The 14,903-nt window shown below is 38.7% G+C and carries 11 protein-coding genes; 6 read left to right on the top strand and 5 right to left on the bottom strand.

Annotated elements, in window-relative coordinates:
- The first annotated feature begins 32 nt into the window (after nucleotides 1-32).
- Complete coding sequence (locus tag DBR40_RS15360; RefSeq protein WP_124560632.1) at nucleotides 33-497, top strand: hypothetical protein; 465 nt, start codon at nucleotides 33-35, stop codon at nucleotides 495-497.
- Between the two features lie 84 nt (nucleotides 498-581).
- Complete coding sequence (locus DBR40_RS15355) at nucleotides 582-1,835, top strand: pyridoxal phosphate-dependent aminotransferase (RefSeq protein WP_124560631.1); 1,254 nt, start codon at nucleotides 582-584, stop codon at nucleotides 1,833-1,835.
- A 187-nt stretch (nucleotides 1,836-2,022) separates the two neighbouring features.
- Here DBR40_RS15355 and DBR40_RS15350 read toward each other — a convergent pair whose 3' ends face one another.
- The 4 genes from DBR40_RS15350 to DBR40_RS15335 all read right to left on the bottom strand — a co-directional run bounded on the left by DBR40_RS15350 (nucleotide 2,023) and on the right by DBR40_RS15335 (nucleotide 7,522).
- Nucleotides 2,023-3,447 (bottom strand): RtcB family protein, encoded by a 1,425-nt coding sequence (locus DBR40_RS15350; RefSeq protein ID WP_124560630.1) that lies wholly within the window; start codon nucleotides 3,445-3,447, stop codon nucleotides 2,023-2,025.
- A 9-nt stretch (nucleotides 3,448-3,456) separates the two neighbouring features.
- Nucleotides 3,457-4,518, bottom strand: coding sequence for a DNA polymerase beta superfamily protein (locus DBR40_RS15345; RefSeq protein ID WP_124560629.1), 1,062 nt, complete (start codon nucleotides 4,516-4,518; stop codon nucleotides 3,457-3,459).
- Nucleotides 4,508-5,269, bottom strand: coding sequence for a DNA polymerase beta superfamily protein (locus DBR40_RS15340; protein WP_124560628.1), 762 nt, complete (start codon nucleotides 5,267-5,269; stop codon nucleotides 4,508-4,510). Before DBR40_RS15340 ends, DBR40_RS15345 begins: the two co-directional genes overlap by 11 nt.
- A gap of 735 nt (nucleotides 5,270-6,004) precedes the next feature.
- Nucleotides 6,005-7,522, bottom strand: coding sequence for a TROVE domain-containing protein (locus tag DBR40_RS15335; RefSeq protein WP_124560627.1), 1,518 nt, complete (start codon nucleotides 7,520-7,522; stop codon nucleotides 6,005-6,007).
- Nucleotides 7,523-7,811: 289 nt separating this feature from the next.
- On the opposite strand from DBR40_RS15335, the gene DBR40_RS15330 reads away from it, so the two are divergent.
- The gene (locus DBR40_RS15330; protein ID WP_124560626.1) at nucleotides 7,812-8,867 is read left to right on the top strand and encodes a helix-turn-helix transcriptional regulator; all 1,056 of its coding nucleotides are present in this window, start codon (nucleotides 7,812-7,814) and stop codon (nucleotides 8,865-8,867) included.
- A 56-nt stretch (nucleotides 8,868-8,923) separates the two neighbouring features.
- Nucleotides 8,924-10,441 carry a glycoside hydrolase family 32 protein gene (locus tag DBR40_RS15325; RefSeq protein WP_124560625.1) on the top strand — a complete coding sequence of 506 codons (1,518 nt, stop codon included), beginning with the start codon at nucleotides 8,924-8,926 and terminating at the stop codon, nucleotides 10,439-10,441.
- A gap of 89 nt (nucleotides 10,442-10,530) precedes the next feature.
- Here the strand turns inward: DBR40_RS15325 and DBR40_RS15320 are convergent, their stop codons facing one another.
- Nucleotides 10,531-12,114 (bottom strand): peptide chain release factor 3, encoded by a 1,584-nt coding sequence (locus tag DBR40_RS15320; RefSeq protein WP_124560624.1) that lies wholly within the window; start codon nucleotides 12,112-12,114, stop codon nucleotides 10,531-10,533.
- 311 nt (nucleotides 12,115-12,425) lie between these two features.
- Here DBR40_RS15320 and DBR40_RS15315 point away from each other — a divergent pair, with 311 nt between their 5' ends.
- Nucleotides 12,426-14,696, top strand: a complete 2,271-nt coding sequence (locus tag DBR40_RS15315) for a helix-turn-helix domain-containing protein (RefSeq protein WP_124560623.1) — start codon at nucleotides 12,426-12,428, stop codon at nucleotides 14,694-14,696.
- Nucleotide 14,697: 1 nt separating this feature from the next.
- On the top strand, nucleotides 14,698-14,880 hold the full coding sequence (locus tag DBR40_RS15310) for a hypothetical protein (protein WP_124560622.1): 183 nt from the start codon (nucleotides 14,698-14,700) through the stop codon (nucleotides 14,878-14,880).
- Nucleotides 14,881-14,903: the final 23 nt, after the last annotated feature.

Here is a 14,903-nt window from a genome sequence, read left to right as displayed (position 1 = left end):
TGTTGAAATTTTAATAATATAAATTAAAAAAAATGAAATTTTACCTAGCTACCTTCGCACTTCTGTTCGCTGTAAGTATTGCTAATGCACAAAAAAAGCCAAATCACCAGGAAAAACCTAATCCAATATCAAAAGCTTCATTTAGTGGGAATGCCTGTGATATTTTGGTAGGACAACTTGTAGACCCAAAAGATTTTAAAGCAGTAGGCTTATCCGGCATTAGTTCTGCAGATATGTTAAAGCCAAAGATTGACAAATCAATAGGGGTTGATATTTCATTGAAAGAAGATGCGGAGGTAATGAATGCAACGGCCTTCTTTAAATATTATGAAGTTCCTGCTGAAAATCAAGAACTAATTAAAGTTAATGGCAGTGCGTTAAAAACTCTAGAGAATTTCCTAGCAAGTAAAACAATGATTAGGAAAGTAGAATTTGGTAAGGATCAGACAGGTAGACTGTTTACCAATATTGTCACCCTTAACAACAAGAAGAAGTAAGTCAACGTTTAATTAAGTGGTTTTATTTCTTGAAATAATTGATACAGCTGGATAAAAGAAAGCTAAGCGAATAAAAAAGAACATATGAAAGTTTCAGTAATAGCCAATTCATTAATTGGCTCGGAAATTATAAAAATTGGTAACGAGGTTAATGAAATGAAGCGCAAAGGCGCATCAATTGCTAATTTAACCATTGGCGACTTCGATTCGAACATTTACCCGATTCCGGCCGAATTAAAAGAAGGAATTGTAGCGGCCTACAACACCAATCAAACCAATTACCCACCAGCCGATGGTGTTTTGCAATTGCGCGAAACGGTTTCTGAATTGCTAAAAGACAGATTTGGTTTAGACTATAATACCAACAGTATTCTGGTTTCAGGAGGTTCACGCCCTTTAATTTATGCTACTTTTCTGGCATTAATTGACCCAGGTGATACAGTAGTATTTCCGGCACCATCATGGAATAATAACCACTACTGTCATTTAACTTCGGCAAATGCGATTGCGGTAGAAACCGATGCTGCCCATAATTTTATGCCTACTGCAGCACAATTAAAACCGCATTTAAAAGGCGCAACTTTATTGGCTTTGTGTTCGCCATTAAACCCTACAGGTACCATGTTCGATGCCGATGCTTTGGCTGAAATTTGCGATGCAGTTTTGGAAGAAAATGCACGCCGTGGAGCAGATGAAAAGCCACTTTATTTAATGTACGATCAGATTTACTCGCTTTTAACTTTTGATAAAGAGCATGTAAATCCGGTTTCGTTGCGCCCTGCAATGCGCGAGTTTACAGTTTTTGTAGATGGTAGTTCTAAATGCCTGGCAGCAACTGGTGTACGTGTGGGCTGGGGTTTTGGTCCCGAAGATATCGTAAACAGAATGAAAGCATTGGTAGGGCACATGGGCGCCTGGGCACCAAAAGCAGAGCAGGTAGCCATGTCTGATTACTTTAACAATAAACCACAGGTTGATGCTTTTTTAACCAGCTTTAAAGGCCAGATACAAGACAGCTTAAATGCGCTTTATAATGGTTTTAGTGCATTAAAAGCTGAAGGTTTTAACGTAGATGCAGTTGAGCCGATGGGTGCCATTTACCTGACGATTAAGATTGATTACATTGGTAAAACAACCGAAGATGGTCAGCTTTTAAAAGATAGTGCTGATGTAAACTTCTACTTAATTAAAGAAGCCGGCGCTGCGCTGGTACCGTTCTCGGCATTTGGAAACGAGCACAGTATGCCGTGGTTCAGGGCATCAGTAGGGGCTTGTACCTTACAGGATATTAAAGATATGTTGCCAAGGATTAAAACAGCTTTAAGTAAGTTGAAATAAGATTATAAATAGATAGGAAAGCCTCTTCAATTAATTTTGAAGAGGCTTTTTGTTTATTTGGGCGTCATTTCGAGCGGAGTGCAACGCAGTCGAGAAATCTGCCTAGAGATAATCTCTCCGCTTCACTGCGTTCCGGTCGAGATGACGACTTTTTTATCGGGTTTGCTATAGACTTAAGACTAAAAAACTAATCCTCCCTACTTCCGTCATCAGCCATTCTCACCATTTTAGGTTCGAATTTAGCCACTACATCAACCAATTCGGTTTGTGCAGCCATTACTTTGTGGATATCTTTATAAGCCATTGGGGCTTCGTCTAAACCGGCACCAATTAGAGTAACGTTATGGTCTTTCAAAATGGCTTTCATATCCGATTTGGTGATCGATTGGATCGCTTTCGTTCTACTCATTTGTCTACCCGCACCATGCGAAGCTGAATTGATCGAACTCATCTCACCTTTTCCCCTTACCAAGAATCCTGGAGCTGTCATACTTCCCGGGATAATTCCCATTACGCCTTTACCAGCCGGTGTGGCACCTTTACGGTGAACAATCACTTCCTCGCCATTAATTAGTTCTTTCCAGGCAAAATTATGGTGATTTTCTACTTTGGCTAAAACCTTGGCACCAATGGCCCTTGTTAACCTTTTATGGATCACCTCATGGCAAGCCGAAGCATAATCGCCGGCTAAGTTCATGGCAATCCAGTATTCTTGCCCTTCAGCTGTGTTAAGGTCTAAATAGGCCAGATTTGCTGCCTCTTTAGGTAGTTTACAAATGCCTTTCGCCAGTTTGGTATAATGATCAGCAATGGTTGCGCCCAATCCACGCGAACCGGAATGGGTTAGCAAAGCTACATAACGGCCTTTATCGATATTTAAAACTTCATCTCGTTCTGCAAAATCTATAATTCCCCATTCTACAAAGTGGTTACCACCACCCGATGTACCCAACTGTGCCCAGGCTTTTCCGTGCAGGTTTTTTAAGAAAGGTGTGCTGTTAAAAGCTTCATTTTCTAAAACGTCGTGATCAGCTTTTTCTGTCCCACGGAAGTTTTGTCCTGCACCAAATTTGGTAAAGGCAATTAATTCGCGTTTGTACATGTCGTCCTTACCGAAATAATGTTTCTCGGGGATATTAAAGATACTAAGGGCCATTCGGCAGCCAATATCAACGCCTACTCCGTAGGGAATAATGGCGTTTCTGGTGGCCAGTACACCACCAATAGGTAGGCCATAACCTTGGTGCGCATCAGGCATTAAAGCGCCCGCTACCGCTACCGGTAGTTTCATGGCAGTATCCATTTGGTTTCGCGCACCTTCTTCAATGTAATCGGGGCCAAATACTGCATAGGGTTTCGCATCGCTTACCAATTCAATCGTTTCATCTTTTGGCACATTGGCTTCCTCAATCATGGCGGTAGCCAGCGTATTTAAAACCGGATCATCCAAAAAGCTTTCCGGGTATTCTTTTACTTTTTTAAATAAGGCCAGCAATTCTTTTTCTTCAGTATCCACAAAATTTTCTTTCAGGATATTCAAGGTCAGGCCTACTATTTTTCCTTCGGTATAACCTATTTCTATAAGGTCGTTACCAGTTATATTGTTTTTCATTGTTGTTTTTTAATCTGCATAAAGTTCTGCTCTCATCTCAACAAGTAATGATTCTACCAGATTTGCATCAGGTTTATCCATAAGCTTGCTGTTAATCGTTTCTTGTTCAATTTTTTTCATCAGAATTTCTGCCATTTTTAATACATCCTCGTAATCGAGTTCCCCTCTTTTAATCATAAGTAACTCATCTCGATTTTCTCTTTTTACATTTAATTTTCCATCACGAACAATCTCCAGTGCAACTTGTAGCAGCCTAATGGTATGCATCATGTTTTTAGCATCATAATCTTTACCATGGTTTTTATTTAAGCTACACCGATCCTCATTCCGTTTCTCTACCCATTCCCAATATTCGCCATATTCTTTGCAGTATGAAGAATAACTGTCCTTATTGAAAAATAAATACGCTATTTCCTTTTCTCCTGCAGGGATAGAAGAGATCGAAACTTCGTTAGCGGTTTCTTTATTTGCGATTCCTTTATAGTTAAATCTTTTTTCTGAATCATGAAATAAAGCATAAAGATTATTTGTATTTGGAATTTTTGCTAATCCACAATTTGCCTGCGAAATGCCACTTTTTATCAACCAGCTTTTGAATTTAACGGATGAATAATTAACCATAACGAAACAAAAATCCAGCACTGTTTTCCTTAGCTTCGGGATTGGGTTTAAAATCTTCTTATTTAAACCTTTTGCTTTTCTGATCTGTGTTAATGCATACCCACCAAAAGTATCTTTGCATAGCTTGGATAAAATGATATCAATATTTAACTTATTCATGATCGGATTTCTGTACAAGATGCATTCATCCGGTGTAGCTAAAATCTCTACAATGTTCGGATTGTTCTTGATCAATAATTCAACGAAGCGACCAATTTCATAATACACCTCATCGTTGCTATCATTGCTGATTTGTGGAATATACTTCAGTCCAAAAAACATTTCTTTCGGCATATAATATATTCCTTTAATATCAGTGTCTGATTGTGGCGTATCCAATCCATAAGCCTTGCTACCGCTTAAGCATTCAAATAAAAGCAGGTTTTGATCCTTTAAATCTTTAATTGTCATAACGGTTTATTGTATTTCTAAAAAAGGCATCCAGCATTTCTGTATCAAAACTCTCTTTGGGCAGATCTTTAGCTCCTTCTGTACAGTTTTTAAACTCTTCATCAATGTAATTACGCAGTTCTTTGTCTATCTTAATGATGAAACCCTCAGCCGAGCTTGACTTTAATCTGATTAAATCTTTTACCAATACTTGAAGCTGTGCTGGCATCAGGGTTAAAAGCGGCCCAATAGTCATCGGAGCAATCGTATTTTTTTCTAAACACCATTTTGCAGAAAGTAAAGGGCGGAGTACATAAAAAAGCTTTTTGATCTTGATTTCGTTGCCATTTATTACGGTTTCTAATGCGCTATGTGCTATTCCCAAATAATGGTTGATATTTGTTTTCCGATAGAAATAAGATTGACACAACGCCCATAATTCATCCCTGAAATGAGGCTGTTCTCCATAAATGATTGGCGATTGTAGCCATTCAAACGGAGTGGTATTTGATTTTCTAATTAGTTTAAGTACCTTTTTTATATCCCAGCCGTAAATATCAAGCTCATCATTGATTGGAAAACCCAGTTGATCATCTTTATCCGAAACGGAAAGATAATAATTAAGCGGCCGCACATAGATAAAACGAACATCAAAATCGCTGTTCGGTGATGGAAATTCCCATCCACGGCTTCCCGATTCGCAGGCGAATAATATTTTGATCTCATTTGCCTTTTCTATTTCTGTAAGTCTGTTTATGATGGTGGTTTTCATTTCACTTTTTGTTAATCCCCGGCAGGCAACATTCGCCTGGCCAGGGGCTTCTAAATTTAATTTAAATTAATGAGGCGATAGGCAAAAAATGTATATTGATTCTAATTTGGACGAAGTAACATTTTTCAACGGCACTCATTTTTTTGAGAGAGCGTAATCATTTAAGAGCAAAACTGGCAAGCGTGTATTTACTAGCAGGATTCGAACCTGCACTATATTCAACCAATCGAAGTAACACTTGCACAACGGCATCTTAATTTTTTTAATTAACAAAAGCAAAAAGCAACAAAAGTTTTATGGGGCATGTCATGCCGGAGTCGAACCGGATAATCTTGCTGGTTTTACAACTTCATTATTCCTCCCCTCAATTGGTGACGAAGTAACTCTTGTTTACGGCATTCTGTTTTTATTATAGATAAGGCAATGAGTGATAAAGACATTTCCCCATGTTCTAAAACTTAAACTATTCTGCGTTAGCAGAAGCTGGAATTGAACCAGCATCCTGGGCTTGAATCGAAGTAACTTTTATCTACGGCACTTATCAATATTTTATTAAGCAAGGTTAAAGGCAAAAGAGACTGTTTCCTGCTCTACCAACTGAGCTACCCATTTTCATGGGGCAGGATTCGAACCTGCGACACGGGCATTAAGAGTGCGAAGTAACTCTTCTTTACGACACTTGCTATATTTTTAAATTTCTTTTAAACTCCCGCAACCAAATATTGCGGGAGGAGTTTATAATGTAATCTGATTGATATTTTCCAAAGCAGATTTGGTGTTTTCCATGGCAGCAAGAATATCGAAAATTTTATCCGACCATCCTGCCAAAAGGTATACATCGTTTTTTTGTATATTTAAAGGTACTTTACCATAACCCGAAAGATCGAATAAGTACAGTTTTGCATCAGGGGCAATTTTTTTATAATTGGTCCATGATGTAGCGAACGAATGACTGGTATTATTACTGTTCCACATTTGGGTATCAGTAAATAACATCACTTTATCAATCATTTCTCTCCTTTTGATCAGGCTTTCAATAACCAAATGTCCATTTGTTGAGTAACCCACTTCACCTTCCCGTCTGTAATACTCCTGAACGTTGGCCAAAACATTTCTTTTTGGCATGTTGATTATTTTCCAGGTATCGCCAAACATACCCGATACTACGTTTTTGCATTGTGATTGTAACAGCATGCCCAGCATCAATCCAACATCGTATAATAATATCGAGCTTTTTGGCGAAATGGCCTGTTGCATTGAGCCCGATACATCGCAGGCAATTACTACAGAAGTATCAAAGCCAAAACCTTTTATGTTTTTTGCACTGCACATAACCGCATCTTCCAAAGCATCTAACACAACCGAAGCGTATTTCGATTTCATGGCTTTGATCTCACGGTATGCAGATAAAAACCTGAATGGCAATTGTTTTGAACTTAAAACGGCCTTCTCATTTGATAAATAAGCACAGATCATTTCAATGTGGTTGCCCGATACATTGGCTTCCAGTATGTTGCGCAAATTTCTCAACAAGGCCATATAACCAATTTTTTTGCTTTCGATCATTTCTTCCCATTTCCTGGTAAAGGCCAATGCTCTGGCAGATTCATTTTCAAATCTGTTTTTACCCAAGGCAGAAAGCTCTGTTTCCCAAGTGTAAGGAGTGGCTAAGCTATCTGACGCAATTTTGTCGAAAATCAACTGTTGATCGGCATCTTTAGCTTTAGGATGTATCAAAAACAAAGCGTCTTTTAATTTCACATCGGCGTTTCTGTTGTATTTAGCAAACTGATACTCATCAAAATTATTGAAAGAAGCTCCCAAACCTTTCTGTATCTGTTTAGATAGCCTGTTTAATTTTTTGGTTTGAGTCCGCTCATTCGAAATTTGGTAGTAAGCCAACAACTCGGTAATCTCATCTGCCCGCAGTACAACCCTATTTACCGTTTTACTCACGATTGAATTACCTGATGCTTTTCTTGCCAATTCTACTGATAAAACCATTGGTATTGATCTTAAATTCATTTCAGTTCTGGCATAAACAGCCAACCTTGCGACAAATTCAGGATTGCATTTTTCAATTAGACCCTTAATTCTTTCCAACCTGCTGTTTCCGGCTTCGTAAAACGAATCGTTCAATCCTGTAGTAACAACTGCAGTATACAGTTCCATTTCAGGGCTCATTAAATATGCTTTTGCACCTTCGTGATTTAATGTTACTTGTGTGTTCCTGTTAAAAAAATTGAATTTCATAATCGTTTTAATTAAGTGTTTAATCTTTTGTTTTACCAGTGCAAATATCTTTACCGTACTGACATTACAAAGATGCCTGCACCACTGCGCGGAGGAATTGCGTAGTTGAAAATATTCTATGATTATTTTTTATGTATCTGATAATTAGTTGAATAAATTTTATTCTTCCTGAAAAATGCTTCTTTTTATCGTGATCTGCGCAATTGTATTGCGTAGATGTGAAGCGCTTTCGTATATTTAGATTAACGAAATCACTAGATTTTTAACAGAAACCTAAAACTGCTCTAAAATGGCCATTAATAAATTAGCCCTCATCCGTTATAAAACCATCGACGATTGTTTGAAAAACCGTTTCCGTAAATGGACACTCGACGATATTATTGAAAAGGTTGCCGAAACCCTTTACGAGTTGGAAGGCATAACCAGTGGCGTAAGTAAACGTACCATACAAGCCGACATCCAATTGATGAGGAGTGATAAACTCGGCTATAATGCACCGATTGTGGTAAAAGATAAGCGGTTTTATGCTTATGAAGATCCAGGTTTTAGCATAACAAAAGCGCAGATTAACCATGCCGATGTAGATAAAATGAAAGAAATTGTTGGTGTGCTGAAACAGTTTAACGCTTTTAATTATTTCGACGAAATGAGCGATATGATTGCCCGTCTGGAGAACAACCTTTACAAATCGACCAAGCAAAGTGGCAATAACATCCAGTTAGAAAGCAATAAGTTGGTAAAAGGACTGGAGTGCATCCCTTCACTTTACCAGGCCGTGTTAAATAAGCGTTCGTTGCTGATTGAATATAAATCGTTCAAGGCACAGCAGGCGCAACAGGGAATTTATTATCCATACCTGTTAAAGGAATACAGAAACCGCTGGTTTTTGATTTGCAAAGCGAAGAAACGTCCTGGGATCTTAAATCTGGCTTTAGATCGTATTGTCGAATTTCAGGAACTGCCAAACGAAGAATTTTTGGCTTATGAAGGGGTAGATTTTGATCGCTACTATGAAGATTTGATTGGCGTGAGCAAAAACGAGAAAGACCGGGCACAGAAGGTAATCTTAGAATTTGCCAACTATCATGCGCCATATGTTGTGACCAAACCACTGCATTCATCACAGATGATATTATCAAAAAACGATAAAACAACAATTTTTAGAATCGATGTGGTATTGAACTACGAATTGGAACGGGAGATTCTGGGCTTTGGAGAATGTGTTAAAGTCCTATCTCCACGATTTTTGATTTCTAAAATTAAAAAGAGACTAGCCCAAACTTATGAGCAATACGAAACTATTCAAAAAACGGAAAAAGTCATTGCTCAAAATATCTTGGCTTAGTTAAACGTTTTAGTAATTGGATTCTTATTTGTATTTTGAAGGCTCAAAAACCAATTATGAGCAGAACCAAATATATCCTATTACTTGTTATCGCTTGCGCGATGAACACCTTCGCACAGCAGGCTACCCCGCAATGGCGGCCAAATTATCACTTCACTGCACCTGCAAACTGGCTTAACGATCCAAACGGATTGATTTACCTGAATGGTGAATACCATCTGTATTATCAGTATAATCCATTCGAAAATAAATGGGGGCACATGAGCTGGGGGCATGCCAAAAGTAAAGATCTGGTACGCTGGGAAAACCTGTCTGTTGCTATCCCCGAGAAGATTACCAAAGATACTACTACCATGATTTTTTCGGGATCGGCTGTTTTAGATAAGCAGAATGTAAGCGGATTGGGAAAGGGCAAAGCGCCAATTCTGGCTTTTTATACGGCCGATTTGCCTAAGCAACGTAACGAATCGCAGTATATGGCTTATAGTAATGATGGAGGGTTAACTTTTACCAATTACGCGAAAAATCCCATCATCGATTTAAATAAAAAAGATTTTCGAGACCCGAATGTGTGGTGGCATGAGGCTTCTAAACAATGGATTATGACGGTTGCTATGGTTGATGAACACCAGGCACGGTTTTACGGATCAAAAAACCTGAAAGACTGGAGCATGCTCAGCGATTTTGGAAAGCAAGGCAATCAGGGCAGTGGTTGGGAATGCCCTTTTATGATTCCACTCGCAGTAGATGGAAATAAGGATAATACGAAATGGGTATTAATGATTTCGCTATTTGGGCCAAAAGGGCCAACCATGCAGTACTTTGTGGGTGATTTTGATGGCAAAACTTTTAAAAATGACAATGATGGCCAGTTAACTTTGCTGGTAGACGATGGCGATTCGTTTTATGCGGCCATTCCCTGGAACAATGTGCCAAATGATAAACGCATTCTTTTAGGCTGGTTGCAGCCCGGAGGCAAAGAAACCTTCCCATGGAAAGGACAAATGTCTATCCCCAGAGATTTAGCTTTAAAAACTACTGCTGATGGGGTAAGGTTGTTTCAGCAGCCGAGTTCGGTTATTGCAGGTAACCTTAAAAAACTTGCCCAAAACCGGGTCGTTTCCAAACAACATCTGCTTGTTGAGGGAGAGCTGAAACTCGATGATATTAGCAATGCAAATTGGATTGAAGCTGAATTTGATTTAAGTAATTCGAAAAACGCAGGTATCAAACTAGCACAATTAAAAGATGGGGAAGGACGGGTGATCAAAGAAATTGAAGTTGGTTACCAGGCCGATAGAAATGAGCTTTATGTAGATTGCTCGCGTTCAGAAAAAGGGATTAAAAACGACAAGAATATTATTCAAACTGCTAAAATAAATCCTGTTGGCAGTAAAGTTAAAATTCAGATCCTGATTGATAAATCATCGCTGGAAGTTTTTGGTAATAGTGGTGAAAAGGTTATCTCGACCATGATTTTTCCAGATGAAAAAGCAATCGGAATTACTGCTTTTTCAAAAGATGGCAAAAGCACTTTAAGCAGTTTAAAGATTTGGGATTTGAGCAGTAAATAATTAAGCCGTAATTTTCAGGAATATCTTATACAAAAAACCTCGCCGGGTTTAAATCTGGCGAGGTTTTTTGATGCGTTTTGGACTCCCGACTAGCTTTTAAACTCGCTTGTTTTATGGAAATCGATATCAGCATAATCTTGTTTGGTTAAGTTAATCATGTACTCGCTATCTGCCAGATAAACCGGGTTAGCCTCTTTATCAAAACCGATGTGTTGCTGCTTGCGTTTTACAAACTCATCCAGTTTCTTTTTATCTTCTGAAGTTACCCAGCTCGAACGGGTATAACTTAGCGTACGGAAACGACATTTTGCACCATACTCGTGCTCTAAACGGAAATTAATTACCTCAAACTGAAGTTCGCCCACAGCACCGATTACTTTGCGGTTTCCTGGCTGCATTACAAATAATTGTGCCACACCCTCATCAGTTAACTGTTCAATTCCTTTTTCCAGTTGTTTGGTGCGCATGGGGTCCATGTTTTCTACTTCTTTAAAAATAGAAGGTGAGAAGCTCGGAATCCCTTTAAACTGTAGTTTTTCACCTTCGGTTAAAGTATCACCAATTTTGAAGTTACCACTATCGTACAAACCAACCACATCACCTGGCCAGGCTTCTTCAACAATACTTTTCTCATTGGCCATGAAATCCATCGGGTTAGAGAATTTCAGTTTTTTATCCTGGCGGGTATGGTAATAAAATTTGTTGCGTTCAAATTTACCAGAACAGATCCTTAAAAAAGCAATCCTATCGCGGTGTTTAGGGTCTAAGTTGGCGTGGATTTTAAATACAAAACCACTAAAATTTTTCTCTTCTACCAACACATCACGCTCCTCGGCCTCTCGGTGTTTCGGGCTTGGCGCAATATCAATAAAAGTATCTAAAAGCTCTTTAATACCAAAGTTGTTGATGGCACTTCCAAAAAACACGGGGGCCAGTAATCCTTCGGTATATAAATCTTTATCAACCTTGCCATAAATCCCGTCAACCAGTTCTACATCGTCTTTTAAAGACTTAATTTCCGAATCTTTCAGATAATCTAAAAGCGAAGGATCATTTAAATCGTTTGCGGCAACTACCGAGTCGGTAACCTTGGTTTTATCAGAATTGAATAAATTTAAGTGCTTGTTATAAATACTATACACTCCCTTAAAGGTATGTCCTTGTCCAATTGGCCAAGAAAGTGGGCATAAACTGATATTCAGTTTTTCTTCAATCTCATCCAGTAAATCGTAAGCTTCTTTACCTTCTCTGTCCATTTTGTTAATGAAGATAATAACAGGGGTGTTCCGCATGCGGCAAACCGACATGAGTTTTTCGGTTTGTTCCTCCACACCCTTTACACAGTCGACTACCAAAATTACACTATCTACCGCCGATAATGTACGGTAAGTATCTTCGGCGAAATCTTTGTGACCAGGTGTATCCAGGATATTAATGCGTTTACCGCTGTATTCGAAACCCATTACCGAGGTAGCAACAGAAATACCACGTTGTTTTTCAATCTCCATAAAATCGGAAGTATTGCTTTGGTTGGCCTTGTTTCTTTTTACCGCACCAGCCGTGTTGATGGCACCTCCAAACAGCAGAAATTTTTCTGTAAGTGTGGTTTTACCCGCATCGGGGTGGCTAATAATGGCAAAGGTTTTACGTTTTTCTATTTCAGGGTTAAGCATAATAAATAGGAAATTATAAGATAGGTGGAAGCGTTAAAGAAATCTTGCTAAAAGAAGAATTTTAGATTTTTGCTCCATGAGGCTGCAAAGATACGAAAAACTGGCTAATTGTTTAATTGCGCGAAAGTTATAATTGCTATCGCCTGGGGTTAAGCCCTGGGCGATTTCGAGAGGTGGGTTTAAACCCAAGGCGATAGATTCAGATAAAAAACAAAATAATCCTGAAATTCTATAAATCATGTCTATTTTTGTGCTAAAATGTTTAGCTTTATTTATCCTCCCTGTTTTAGCAAACTAAAATTTTATTGCTGATGCCTACATTAGAAGAAAGTTCTATGCCCGCTGAAATTGCGGCTAAATTTGTGAATTACACCTCAAAACATGTTTTCTTGACAGGGAAAGCAGGAACGGGTAAAACTACTTTTTTGCGGAAATTAATTCAGCTTACGCATAAAAAAGCGATGATTTGTGCGCCCACAGGTATTGCGGCCATTAATGCAGCAGGTGTTACCATCCATTCACTTTTTCAGCTACCTTTTGGTGCTTTTTTTCCCGATGCTGCAGGAAATATCATCAATCAGAACATCACCTTTAACTTTAATACACCACGTACTATGGTTAAGCATTTAAATATGCAGGGAAATAAAAGGCGGATGATTCAGGAACTCGAGCTATTGGTGATTGATGAGGTAAGTATGTTGCGGGCCGATATGCTGGATGCTATTGATTTTTCGTTACGCTATATCCGCAGGAATAAAAATGTGCCTTTTGGTGGAGTACAGTTATTATTTATCGGCGATTTGCACCAGTTGCCTCCCGTAGTTAAAAACGATGAATGGCGGGTAATGGCCGGCTTTTATAAGAGTATTTATTTCTTTGATGCACTGGCGCTGCAAAATAATCCACCGGTATATATTGAACTTGATAAAATTTACCGCCAGGATGATTCGGTTTTTATTGATTTGCTAAATAACCTGCGCAATAATCAGATTACCGCTCAGGATACTATATTACTGCAACAACATTTTATCCGCGATTTTAAACCTGCCGCAGATGAGAATTACATTACCTTAACCACACACAACAATAAAGCTGATGCGATAAACCGTGAACGCTTAACACAGCTGACCAGCAAATCGTACTTTTTTGATGCTAAGGTTAGCGGTGAGTTTAGCGAGCATGCTTATCCGAATGATAAAAGTCTGGAGCTTAAGGTTGGTGCACAGATTATGTTTATTAAAAACGACATGACTGCCGAAAAACGCTATTACAATGGTAAAATAGGCGTTGTGCACCATATCGAAAAAGGTGTGGTAGAAATAGAACTACCTGAGGATAAAACGGTCATCCAGATTTCGCCTTACACCTGGGAGAATGTAAAATACAAACTTAACGAGGCCACCAACGAAATTGAAGAAAATGTAGCGGGTTCTTTTGTTCAATATCCAATAAAACTGGCCTGGGCTATTACGGTGCATAAAAGTCAGGGTTTAACATTTGATAAAGCGATTATCGATATCGGTGATGCTTTTGCTCCCGGACAGGCTTATGTTGCACTTTCGCGCCTGCGCTCACTCAAAGGATTGGTATTAACTTCGCATTTGCGCGATAGTGGTTTACAACAAGACCAAAACATCCATTATTTTTCTAAAACCAAACAGCCGGCAGAAGTGCTAGATCAGCAGATTAGTGCCGAGAGCCACGATTTTATCAGAACTTATTTGTTATCGGCTTTCGATCTGAATATAGTACGCTATTATTTTAAAGAGCATATGCAAACTTTTGATAAGAGCGAAGCCAAATCAACCAAGCAGCGCTACGATGATTGGACGATGGATTTATACAAGGATTTTCAGAAAATTACGGCAACAGCCGATACTTTTATCCACCAGCTTAAAAACCTTTTTGCCCAGCAAACCGAGCATACTTTGTTTAATGTATCGAAAAGGGTTCAGGCTGCGGTGAAGTATTTTAGTCCTTTAATTAAAGAGGTATCAGATAAATTCTTAATCCAGATTGAAGTCATAAAGGAAGAAAAACAGATTAAAACTTATTTAACCGAACTGCTTGAGCTGGAAATTGTGATTTACGAACAGCTGAAAAAAATACATAAAAGTAAAGCCCTGCTTGAGGCCATTATTGATGGAAAAGAATTCAGCAAGGCTGATACCGAGGCCCTTTTGAATACAGTTGAAAGAGAGGCTCAGTTAAAGAAGGCGATTACCCTTAAAGGAACGGCACTAAAAGTGAGGTCTGCTGCTGAGAAGAAAAAGAAAGAGCCGAAACCCGATACTAAACTTTTAAGTTTTGAATTGTACAATGAAGGCAAAAACTTAGCTGAAATTGCGAGGGAACGAGGTTTATCTTTGGGGACCATTGAGGGCCATTTGGCTTACTATGTTTCTACCCAACAATTGGATGTAGCGAAACTGGTTAAACCCAATAAAATCAGAAATATTACCGATGCAGTTGACAGCCAGAAAACAAAATCGATGGTCACTATAAGAGAGTTTTTGGGTAAGGATTATTCTTTCGGCGAGATAAAAATGGTGTTGGCATCGTTGTTTCCAACGGAAGAATAACATGCTTTTACCGCAAATTGCACAAGATTTTTACCACAGTGAAAACAGAGCTAAAATACAGAGCACAAAGAGCTTCATGAAAGAAGATTTATTAACAAGAACCATTATTGGGTTGGCGATGGATGTTCATACCGCTCTTGGTCCGGGCGAATATCACAAAAACTACTCTGTTTTCTCTGTGTAAACTCAATGTTCTCTGTGTTTAAA

Source organism: Pedobacter sp. KBW01, from assembly GCF_003852395.1.
Taxonomy (GTDB): domain Bacteria; phylum Bacteroidota; class Bacteroidia; order Sphingobacteriales; family Sphingobacteriaceae; genus Pedobacter.
This window is presented reverse-complemented; position numbering and strand designations above follow the sequence as displayed.